Source organism: Variovorax sp. WDL1 (genome assembly GCF_001541225.1).
In the GTDB taxonomy this organism is placed as follows: Bacteria; Pseudomonadota; Gammaproteobacteria; order Burkholderiales; family Burkholderiaceae_C; genus Variovorax.
In genome coordinates this window covers 50434-60722 of the sequence record NZ_LMTS01000287.1, presented here as the reverse complement: position 1 = coordinate 60722, position 10289 = coordinate 50434, and the positions used below count along the sequence as shown (strand labels likewise).

The following is a 10289-nucleotide window of genomic DNA, read 5'->3' as shown; positions in this document are numbered from 1 at the left end:
ATCGAAGACCGTCGTCAAGACGGGATCACCACGCGCTTACTGCACGTCTACGCGCCCGGATCTGAACAGCGAGTACTGGCGGCTTGCGCCGAGCCTGGGGCATCGGTGCGCTGCCGCAGCCGTCCGCCCGCAGAATGCCCGTGAAGGTCTTGAGGCAACTTGGAGGCATTAGGACCGCTGCAGGCGCGCTCAAGCGCTCGTGTCCGCGCGGAGCTGGCGTCGAAGGATCTTGCCGACGTTTGTCTTTGGCAGGCTATCGCGGAATTCGATGTGCTTGGGCCGCTTGTACCCAGTCAACTGGTCGTTGCAGTAGCGCGTCACGGCATCCTCCGTCAATGTGGGATCCTTTCGGACCACGAAGACCTTGATCGCCTCGCCTTGCTTCTCGTCGGGCACGCCGATCGCCGCGCACTCGACTACGCCTGGGCACAGCGAGATCACGTTCTCAAGCTCGTTTGGAAACACGTTGAACCCGCTCACGAGGATCATGTCCTTCTTGCGGTCGACGATGCGGGTATAGCCGTCCTCCTGCATGACCGCGATGTCGCCGGTGCGCATGAAGCCGTCGGCCGTGAACGCCGACGCGGTCTCCGCAGGCTGGTTGTAGTAGCCGACCATCACGTTGGGCCCTTTGATGCAGAGCTCGCCCGCCTCGCCGACTGGCAGTGAGCGGCCCTCGTCATCCTTGATCGCGATCTCGATGCCCGATAAGGGCAGGCCGATGGTGCCGGTGAAGGCTGCGTTCAACACTGGATTGTTCGTTCCGATCGCGCAGGTCTCGCTCATGCCCCAGCCCTCGATCATCGGGCAGCCTGTAGTCTCGAACCACTTGCGGGCCGTACCCTCGGATGCGGCCATGCCCCCGGCCTGGGAGACCAACAGGGTGGAGAAGTCCACCGTCCTGAAATCCGGATGCATCAACAACGCATTGAACAGCGTGTTGACTGCCGGCAGCATGTGGAACGGTCTCTTCCTGAGAACAGCGATGAACTGGTCAATGTCGCGTGGATTGGGGATCAGCGTCAGGTGCGATCCCTGGCGAATCGCTAGGAGGCACAGCGTCAGGGCGAAGATGTGATAGAGCGGCAGTGCTGCGATGCTGTTGACTTTGGACGAATCGCCTGCCCGCTCGAGCGCCGGATTGAACCAGGCTTCGGCCTGCAGTGTGGCCGCAATGATGTTGCGGTGCGTCAGTACGGCACCCTTGGACAGCCCGGTAGTGCCTCCCGTGTACTGCAGGAAGGCGATGGAGTCGAGCGTGCTCGTATCCGGTCCGAGCTTGAGTCCCTTGCCTTCGTCGATCACTTTCGGAAAGGGCGCCACGGTTCGGCCCTTGTCGAGTGGGAGCTTGTACGGGGGCACCATCTTCGCGAGATGCCGCACCGCCAGAGTGATCCAGGTGCCGTAGAGTCCGCCGAGCAGGTCACCCATCGAAGCGACGACCACATGCTTGATCGGCGTTTGCTCGATCACCTGCTCGAGCGTTGCTGCAAAGTTCTCGAGAATGACAATCGCCGTCGCACCTGAATCCTTCAACTGGTGCTCGAGCTCGCGCGCGGTATATAGCGGATTGACATTGACGCAGGTGTAGCCCGCGCGCAGTACCCCCGCCATGGTGACCGCGAATTGCGGCACGTTAGGCAGCATGATAGCCACGCGAGCCCCCGCCTCCAGCCCACGCGCCTGGAGCCAAGCCCCCAGCGCCCTGGACAACTCCTCGAGCTCCGCGTAGCTCATCCACTTCTCCATGCACACCGAGAACGAACGCTTTGCGTAGCGCTCGAACGACTCCTCGAACATCTGGGCCAGCGAACGGTATTGCTCGGGATGCACCTCGTGCGGCACGCCCGGCGGATAGCTCTTCAAGACGGCTGATTGCATGCGAACTCCTTTGCCGCGGATTGTCGAAGCGAGTTCGGCCGTGCCGCCATCGGGCTTGTCCCAGGGTCGCGCCAGATCTGTCGCGCGTGCGATAGTCGGCCGCATGGTCGCGCGTCTTCAGCAATGCATCGTGTCGGTTTGGCTCCTTGCCGCTGTGGTGTGGACTGGCTACTGGTGGCCGCGCGCGCCGGGCGTGGCCCTGGTTGGCCTTCTGACCTTGAGCCTGGCCCACGCGGCCTTCCTGGCGCTGGAGTTCATTGCGAGCTATCAGGTCAGCAGGCGAGACCCGTTCGGACGCGCCACTGCGTTGCAGTGCGCGCGGGCTTGGGCTGCTGAAAGCCGGACGGCCCTGAGGGTGTTCTGCTGGCAACAGCCCTTTCGCTCGCGTGCAGTGCCTGACCATTTGCCCGTGGGCAGCGGCCGCCGCGGCGTTGTGTTCCTCCATGGCTTCCTCTGCAACCGAGGCTTCTGGAATCCCTGGCTGCGGGAGCTGCGCGCGAGGGGCCATGCCTTCATGGCTGTCGATCTCGAGCCAGTCCTCGGCTCGATCGACCATTACGTGACAACACTCGACGAGGCGATCTCGCGCGTGACTGCAGCCACCGGACGCTCGCCGGTCCTGATCTGCCACAGCATGGGCGGCTTGGCCGCCAGAGCATGGCTGCGCAGCGCCGATGCGGGGCGCGTGCATCGCATCGTCACGATCGGCACGCCGCACCGCGGCACCTGGCTGGCACGCTTCGGTCGTACCGTGAACGGACGGCAGATGCGGATCGATGGCGACTGGATGCGGCAGATGGAAAGCGCTTGCAGCAATGCACGTGAAGTGCCGTTCACCTGCTGGTATTCGAACTGCGACAACATCGTGTTCCCCACCTCGTCGGCCACGCTTCCCGGCGCAGACAACCGGCTCGCGCCGGGGCGCGGGCATGTGGAAATGGCCTTTGTCACAAGCCTGCGGAAGCAGACCCTTGCACTGCTCGACGAGTGAACAGCCTCGCGCTCAGCGAGAGGATTCGCCCGGCAACAGCACACCGGCCTCTATGTCGGGCTGCCGGGCGAGCGCCTGGTAAAGCGGTGCGAAGTCCGGCGCCGTCAGGTCGAAGAGCTGCGAAAAGCTGTCGATCACGAAGTAGTTGCGCTGGTAAGTGTCGATCTTGTAGCGCGTACGCATTGCCCGCAGCAGATCGAGCGGCAAACGCAGCGGCTCCGTGCTGCGCACCGCGTGCTTCAGCTCACCGACCGAGCTCAGGATCCCTGCGCCGTAGGCACGCAGACCCTCGGGCTGGCGGATAAGCCCGAACTCGACCGTGTACCAGTAGAGCCGTGCGAGCTTCTCGCCGGCGCCCAGGTCGTGAGCCTTGATGCCGCCCTGTCCGTAGCGCTGCACGTAGTCGGCAAAGGTCGGGTCGAAGAGCATCGGAACATGCCCGAACAGATCGTGGAACACGTCGGGCTCCACGATGTAATCGAATTCTGCCGGCTTGCGGATCCAGTCGGTGACCGGAAACTTGCGATTTGCCAGCAGCGTGAAGAAGGGCAGCTCAGGGATCAGCCCGGGCACCGCAACGATCTCCCAGCGGGTCGCCTTATAGAGCCGCTCGTTGATCTCGTCGAAGCGCGGGATACGGTCCTTGATGCCGAGCAGGGGCAGCGATTCGATAAACGTGTCGCAGGCCAGCCCTGGCAACTGCGCGGCCTGGCGTTCATAGAGGCGCCGGTAGGTGTCGTGATCGGCCGGCGTATAGCTGGCCCAGTCCTGCGGGCAGGTGTAGTCGGCGAGCACGGCACCGCCGCGCGAATAGTCGCCGCGCGGCGGCCGATCCGATTGACCGTAGACCGCGGGCATGACCGCACCTGAAGGCGTCTCCATGAAAAGCTCCGAATGATGTTTGCTTGAGCCAGCGGTCCAAGACGCGCTGCGCATTGCTTGCTCTGTGTGTGATGGAGCAACTATTGCGCGGCGCTCAACACGCCCCGACGTATCTGATCCAGCTCGATACTCTCGAACAGCGCCTTGAAGTTGCCGTTGCCGAAGCCGTCGTCCCCTTTGCGCTGGATGAACTCGAAGAAGATCGGGCCCAACTGGTTCTCGCTGAAGATCTGCAGCAAGAGCGCGTCCTTCTTGCCGTCGATCAGGATCTTGCGCTTGTGCAGTTCCTCCAGGCTTTCGCCGTGGCCCGGAATGCGCTTGTCCACCAGTTCGTAGTAGGTGTCGATGGTGTCGAGCAGCTTGACGCCGCTGGCGCGCAGTGCGTCGACCGTCTTGTACAGGTCGTCCGAACCCATCGCGATGTGCTGAATGCCTTCCCCGCGATAGAGGTCCAGGTACTCCTGGATCTGGCCGGGCTGCTCCTTGCCTTCCTCGTTGATCGGGATGCGGATCTTGCCGCAGGGGCTGGTCATCGCCTTGCTCTTCACGCCCGTCACCTGGCCTTCGATGTCGAAGTACTTGATCTCGCGGAAGTTGAACAGGCGCTCGTAGAAGTCGGCCCACTCGTTCATGCGGCCGCGGTGGACGTTGTGCGTGAGGTGGTCGATGTAGGTCAGGCCGTTACCTTCCGGCGCAAGCGCCTGCTGCGCCGTCAGGCCGGGCAGGGCTTCGAAGTCGACGTCGTAGAAGCCGATGTTGCCGATGTCGCCCGGCTCCGCGCCGTTCTTGCCGCGCCAGCGATCGACCAGATAGATCAGGCTGTCGCCGATGCCCTTGATTGCCGGGATGTTCAGCTCGCCGGGCCCAGCCTTGTCGGCAAAGCCCCACGCGCCGAGCGAGATGGCGCGCTCATAGGCGGCCTTGGCGTCCTGCACGCGGAACGCGATGGCGCAGACGCTGGGGCCGTGCTGGCGCGCAAAGCGCTGCGCGAAGGAGTCCGGCTCCGCGTTCACGATGAAGTTGATCGTTCCCTGGCGATACAGCAGCACGTTCTTGTGGCGATGCTTCGCCACGGCCCTGAAGCCCATGCGCTCGAAAACCTGGCCCATGGCGGCCGGATCGGGCGCGGCGTATTCAATGAACTCGAAGCCGTCGGTGCCCATGGGGTTCTCCCATGGTGTGAAGGCGGGGGCGTCGGCGGTGCTCATGGGGGGCGTCTCCAGTAAGAGAGTGGGAGGGGTTGTCGAGTTTGGCGCTGCGGTCGCGCAGGCAAGTGTTCAACTGTAAAAGCGCACGTTCTCATGATTTCAGCGTTATCACGCCTAAAGTTCAGTCATAACGCAGGAAAACTGTGACAATAAAGAAATGGACGCACTCGACAAGCTGGATCGACTTATCTTGCGCACGCTGCAAAGCGATGGCCGGGCCACTTATGACCAACTGGCCGAGAAGGTCAGCCTCTCCCCAAGCGCGGTGTTGCGACGGGTCCGGCGCCTGGAGGAGAGCGGCGTCATCGACCGCTACGTCGCACTGGTGAAGCCTGAGGCTGTGGGCCTCGGTCTTACGGCATATCTCAATGTCCGCCTCGAGAAGCACACCGAGACCCACAAGCGCAACCCGATGGACCTGTTCCGTGCCAGCGTCCAGACTTGGCCAGAGGTGGTGGAATGCGCCGCGTTGACAGGGGAAATGGATTATTTGCTGCGCGTGGTTGTTGCCGATATGGCGCACTACAGCCGCTTCATCATGGACACGTTGCTGAAGCATCCGAGCGTGGAGGACTGCAAGACCAGCTTCGTGCTGGACAGGGTGAAAGCCACCACCGCTGTGCCGATATAGCAACAGGGAGGGGCATTGTCCGTCTCGGACTTCAGTTTTGTAATCTTATGAATTACTTTTTAGTCCTTGCGAGCTTGTTGGTTAAGGGAAAACCCCTATATTGGAGCCATGCATACCGCCAAGGCACTTTTCAAAGCCTCGCTCGGCCTCGGCTCCTTCCTGAAAACGCCCATGGTTGAAGCCCAGCCGCGCACTCCCGCGCCCGCCCCTGTGATGGTGCCGATCCGTTCGATCGGGCCACGCGAGCGTGATCGCATCGCGCAGCACCTGCTCGCGCTCAAGCCCCACGACCGCTACCTGCGCTTCGGCTACGCCGCCTCTGACGAGCAGATCCAGCGCTACGTCGGCGGTCTCGATTTCGATCGCGACGAGCTTTTTGGCATCTACAACCGCCGTCTCGATCTGATCGCGATGGCGCACCTCGCCTTTGCCCCGGACGATCAGCTCAAGGATTGCGCCGAATTCGGCGTCTCCGTCGCCGAGCACGCTCGCGGCCGCGGCTATGGCGCCCGCCTGTTCGAGCGCGCAGTGGTGATCGCGCGCAACGAGGGCGTAGGCATGCTCTTCATTCACGCGCTGAGCGAGAACACGGCCATGCTCAAGATCGCGCGCAGTGCCGGCGCCACGGTGGTGCGCAGCGGCTCCGAATCAGAAGCCCATCTGCAGTTGCCCAATGCGACCTTCGACAGCCGCATGAGCGAGATCGCGCTCGAGCACTACGCCGAGGTCGATTTCCAGCTCAAGACGCGTGCCAAGCAGTTCTGGGCCTTGCTGGCCACCCTGCAGGAGATCCGCAGCGGCGTGCGCGCCGCGCGCGAGCAGTCCTCGCCTTGAAGGGCCGCTGCCACAGGCGATCGGCGGAGCTCCGCGCGAGGGGCCCATTCCGGTATCCTTGCGTTTCCCCAACTCCGCCCTCCCGCAGTGGCTGATCCACACCCCGACCGCGCACCCGTTGAACGCGAGGACAAGCGCAGTTTCCTGCAGAAACTCGCCGAGTTCATTCATCCCGGACCAGACTCGCGCGACGAGCTGATCGAAACCCTCGCTGACGCCGAAGACAACGACGTGATCGGCGCCGAGTCGCGCGTCATGCTCGAGGGTGTGCTGCGCATGGCCGACATGACCGCCGGGGATGTGATGGTGGCCGCGCCGCGCATGGACCTGGTCAACATCGATGCGTCCTTCGAGTCGCTGCTCAATCTGGTGATCGACACGGCACACTCGCGCTTTCCGGTCTACGAGGGCGAGAAGGAAAACATCATCGGCATCCTGCTGGCGAAGGACCTGCTCAAGCTCCAGCGCGCGCCAGGGCTCAACATCCGCGCGCTGCTGCGTCCTGCCACCTTCGTGCCCGAGAGCAAGGGTCTGAACGATCTGCTGCGTGAATTCCGCGGCAACCGCAACCATCTGGCGATCGTGATCGACGAGTTCGGCCGAGTGGCCGGCCTCATCACCATCGAGGACGTGCTGGAGCAGATCGTCGGCGAAATCGAGGACGAATTCGACATTGCCGAGGACGAGGGCGACATCTTCGGCCTGGCCGACCACACCTACCGCGTCTCGGGCGACACGCCGATCGAGCGCGTGGCCGAGGCCTTCGGCATCGTCTTCGACGAGGAAGTGCTGAGCGAGGACTTCGACACCATCGGCGGCCTGATCGCTCACGAGATGGGCCATGTGCCCAAGCGCGGCGAGCACTACGCGCTGGGTGCCTTCGACTTCGTCGTGCTCCACACGAAGGGCGGCGCCGTGCGCTGGTTCAAGGTCTCGCCGGCGCGCGGCGACGACGCGGGCGATTGAAAGCGCCGGTGCGCGCGCTGGGCTTCGGACTCGCGGGGCTCGCTCAGGCCGCGTCGATCGCGGCTCCCTGGAGTGGCCAGCCGTTGTGGTGGCTGCAACTGCTATCGCTGGCCGCGCTGGTCTGGCAGCTCGATGCGCTGCGGGATCGCGCCGCGCCGCGCCCCTCATGGCGCAGTGCGGCGCTCTACGGCTGGGTGTTCTCGACCGCCTGGCTGTGCGGCACCTTCTGGTGGCTCTTCGTCTCGATGCACACCTATGGCGGGCTCGCGGTGCCGCTCGCGGCGATGGCCGTGCTGGCGCTGTCGGCAGCCCTGTCGCTGTATTACGCTGCAGCCGCGGCCTTCTACTTCGCGTTCGCGCCTGTCCATCGGGCGGGCGCCGTGATCCTGTTCGCCGCCGCATGGACTTTGGCCGAGCTGCTGCGCAACAGCCTGTTCACAGGCTTTCCTTGGGGGGCGGGCGGCTACGCCCACGTCGACGGTCCGCTCGCGGCATACGCGCCCTTGCTGGGCGCGTATGGCTTGGGCGCCGTCGCGGCTGCGATTGCGGCGCTCGCTGCAACTGCGTTGCGCGCCCCGCGCGCCGGCACGCGGATGCGGGAACTGGGCGCGGCCGTGATCCTCCTGGCCGCGCCGGCACTGTTCGTCGCCGCGCGCGGCACACCCGACGAGGCGGCACTCTCGCGCGGCCGTATCGACGTGGCGCTGCTGCAAGGCAATATCCCGCAGGACGAGAAGTTCATCCCCAGCGGCGGCATCGCCACCGCGCTGCAGTGGTACGGCGAGCAACTGCAGCGCGCCACCGCGCCGCTGGTGATCACGCCCGAAACCGCGCTGCCCCTGCTGCCTTCGCAACTGCCTCCCGGCTACCTCGACGCCATCGCGGCGCGCTACGCGAGCGGCTCGCAGACCGCGATCGTCGGCCTCCCACTGGGCAATGGCCACGTCTACACCAACACGGTTCTGGGCTTCGGCCCCGGGCGCAGCACGCCTTACCGCTACGACAAGCACCACCTCGTGCCCTTCGGTGAATTCGTGCCCCGTCTGTTCCGCTGGTTCACCGACATGATGAACATTCCCCTGGGCGACTTCCACAGCGGCGGCCTCGCGCAGCCGCCGCTGGAATGGCTGGGCCAGCGTATCGCGCCCAACATCTGCTACGAAGACCTGTTCGGCGACGAGATCGGCGCCAACTTCCGCGACGAGGCAAGAGCTCCCACCATCCTCCTCAACGTGAGCAACATCGCATGGTTCGGCGACACGGTGGCAATCGACCAGCACCTGGCCATCTCGCGCATGCGCGCGCTCGAATTCGAGCGGCCGATGGTACGTGCCACCAATACGGGCGCCACCGCGGTGATCGATCATCGCGGCCGCGTCACGCGCGCGCTGCCGCGCCTCACGCGCGGCGTGCTGGTCGCGCCGGTCGAAGGTCGCGCAGGGCTCACGCCCTTTGCGTGGTGGGTCTCGCGCTTCGGGCTGTGGCCGATATGGGGCCTGGCGATCGTGATCGTGGCCGCCGCGCCCTTCATCAGGCGGCGACCGGCCAGTCGCGCAGCTTCCCCGGATTGAGCAGGCCCAACGGGTCGAAGCGCTTCTTGAGCTCGATCACCTCCGCCGGCAACGAACCGCCGGCCTTGCCGTCCTCGACGATGTTGACGTGCGGGTTGTTGATGTGCACGCCGTGCTCGCGGTGCAGGCGGATGATCTCGTCCAGCCGCTCCTCGGTCGTGAAGCGCACCAGCTGCAGGCCGCTGCAGGTCATCAGCCCACTGGCGTTGCGCAGGAACTCCAGGTGCATCATCACCTCGCCCGCAAAGAGCTTCTCCATTTCGGCAACCTGCCGCACATGCTGCCCGGGCGTGAAGCCGCTCTGCAGATAGGTCAGGTTCCTGTCGACCTTGAGTGCATGCAGCGTTGTGTGGTTCCAGGTGAATTCCATCAGCGTGCGGTTGCTCTTGTGCACCTCCTCGGCTGTCTTGCGGTAGCTCATGCGGCCCCCGTGGGCGGCAATCAGCTCCAGCAGCGGGTCCTCGCATGATTCGGCCACCAGCGACAACACCGCATGGCAGCCTTGCGGCAGGTGCTCGGCCAGCTGCGCCAGGTGATCCGGGACCGGGCTTGCGAAGAAGGCGATCTCGCGCTTGACCATGCCCGGGGCATGCGCGAGCCCGTCGGCGAAGGCCAGTGCCGCGTCGAAGTCCTCGAAGACCACCAGACTCTCGAGCCAGGGATGTGCGGGCGCCAGCCCCACTTCAAGTTCGAGCACCAGCCCGTTGGTGCCCCACAAGTGGTGCATGCGCAGCGCCTCGGCACCGCGAAGCTCGATGACCTGCGGCTCGGCCTCGATCGTCATGGCCCGCACCCCCAGCACGTTGCCGGCCGCACCCAGGGGCCCGTAGTTGATTGATCCCACGCCGCCGAAGCCCCCGCCGAACAGGCCGCCCAGCGTCGCGCTGCGATAGGTGGAGGGCACGCAGCGCAGCTCCTGCCCGGAGGGTCGGGTGTGCCTCTCGAGCTCGCCGAGCCGGATGCCCGCCTGCGCGCGCGCCAGGCCGGGGCGTACCCATCGCATCGCGTTGTAGCCTGTCATGTCGAGCACCACGCCGCCGGCAAGCGGGGTGGTCTGGCCATAGTTGCCGGTGCCGCTGCCGCGAATGGTGATCGGGACCTTGCGGCGCACGCAGGCGCTCACCACGGCGCGGATCTCGTCCTCGGTGCGCGGGCGCACCACCGCGTCGGCGCGCTTGTCCTTCAGCTGACGCTGGAGCACCGGGCTGAACCATGAGAAGTCCTGCGACAGCCGCGCAATGCGGCTCTCATCGGTGATCCAGTCGAGTTCGGGCAGTTCCAGATGCAATTGCTCGACGGCGGAGGCGGGGGCGTTCATGGAAAGA

9 protein-coding genes are annotated in these 10289 nt (G+C 64.9%); 5 read left to right on the top strand and 4 right to left on the bottom strand.

Annotation, left to right across the window (positions count from 1 at the left end; all coding sequences use genetic code 11):
- Positions 1–189 precede the first annotated feature (189 nt).
- Positions 190–1881 carry an AMP-binding protein gene (locus APY03_RS34755; protein ID WP_068684569.1) on the bottom strand — a complete coding sequence of 564 codons (1692 nt, stop codon included), beginning with the start codon at positions 1879–1881 and terminating at the stop codon, positions 190–192.
- Between the two features lie 130 nt (positions 1882–2011).
- Between APY03_RS34755 and APY03_RS34750 the strand changes: the two genes are divergently transcribed.
- Complete coding sequence (locus APY03_RS34750; RefSeq protein ID WP_332112707.1) at positions 2012–2872, top strand: esterase/lipase family protein; 861 nt, start codon at positions 2012–2014, stop codon at positions 2870–2872.
- Positions 2873–2884: 12 nt separating this feature from the next.
- Here APY03_RS34750 and phhA read toward each other — a convergent pair whose 3' ends face one another.
- Both phhA and hppD read right to left on the bottom strand, forming a co-directional pair.
- The gene (gene phhA, locus APY03_RS34745; RefSeq protein WP_068684565.1) at positions 2885–3754 is read right to left on the bottom strand and encodes a phenylalanine 4-monooxygenase; all 870 of its coding nucleotides are present in this window, start codon (positions 3752–3754) and stop codon (positions 2885–2887) included.
- Between the two features lie 80 nt (positions 3755–3834).
- Positions 3835–4962 (bottom strand): 4-hydroxyphenylpyruvate dioxygenase, encoded by a 1128-nt coding sequence (gene hppD / locus APY03_RS34740; RefSeq protein ID WP_068684563.1) that lies wholly within the window; start codon positions 4960–4962, stop codon positions 3835–3837.
- A gap of 157 nt (positions 4963–5119) precedes the next feature.
- On the opposite strand from hppD, the gene APY03_RS34735 reads away from it, so the two are divergent.
- The 4 genes from APY03_RS34735 (at position 5120) to lnt (ending at position 8964) form a co-directional block, all read left to right on the top strand.
- Positions 5120–5593, top strand: a complete 474-nt coding sequence (locus tag APY03_RS34735) for an Lrp/AsnC family transcriptional regulator (protein WP_068684561.1) — start codon at positions 5120–5122, stop codon at positions 5591–5593.
- A gap of 108 nt (positions 5594–5701) precedes the next feature.
- Complete coding sequence (locus tag APY03_RS34730; RefSeq protein WP_068684559.1) at positions 5702–6427, top strand: GNAT family N-acetyltransferase; 726 nt, start codon at positions 5702–5704, stop codon at positions 6425–6427.
- Between the two features lie 87 nt (positions 6428–6514).
- The gene (locus tag APY03_RS34725) at positions 6515–7393 is read left to right on the top strand and encodes an HlyC/CorC family transporter (RefSeq protein WP_068684557.1); all 879 of its coding nucleotides are present in this window, start codon (positions 6515–6517) and stop codon (positions 7391–7393) included.
- Positions 7390–8964, top strand: coding sequence for an apolipoprotein N-acyltransferase (gene lnt / locus APY03_RS34720; RefSeq protein ID WP_083944771.1), 1575 nt, complete (start codon positions 7390–7392; stop codon positions 8962–8964). The genes APY03_RS34725 and lnt overlap by 4 nt, the downstream gene beginning before the upstream one ends.
- Here lnt and APY03_RS34715 read toward each other — a convergent pair.
- Entirely contained in the window at positions 8924–10282 is a 1359-nt protein-coding gene (locus tag APY03_RS34715; protein ID WP_068684553.1) for an FAD-binding oxidoreductase, read from the bottom strand. The two genes, lnt and APY03_RS34715, sit on opposite strands and share 41 nt — an antisense overlap.
- Positions 10283–10289: the final 7 nt, after the last annotated feature.

Bases quoted from the DNA above. Each gene is read 5' to 3' on its own strand.
- phhA (WP_068684565.1), bottom strand. From the start codon at position 3,754: ATGGAGACGCCTTCAGGTGCGGTCATGCCCGCGGTCTACGGTCAATCG.
- APY03_RS34730 (WP_068684559.1), top strand. From the start codon at position 5,702: ATGCATACCGCCAAGGCACTTTTCAAAGCCTCGCTCGGCCTCGGCTCC.
- APY03_RS34715 (WP_068684553.1), bottom strand. From the start codon at position 10,282: ATGAACGCCCCCGCCTCCGCCGTCGAGCAATTGCATCTGGAACTGCCC.
- APY03_RS34755 (WP_068684569.1), bottom strand. From the start codon at position 1,881: ATGCAATCAGCCGTCTTGAAGAGCTATCCGCCGGGCGTGCCGCACGAG.
- hppD (WP_068684563.1), bottom strand. From the start codon at position 4,962: ATGAGCACCGCCGACGCCCCCGCCTTCACACCATGGGAGAACCCCATG.
- APY03_RS34735 (WP_068684561.1), top strand. From the start codon at position 5,120: ATGGACGCACTCGACAAGCTGGATCGACTTATCTTGCGCACGCTGCAA.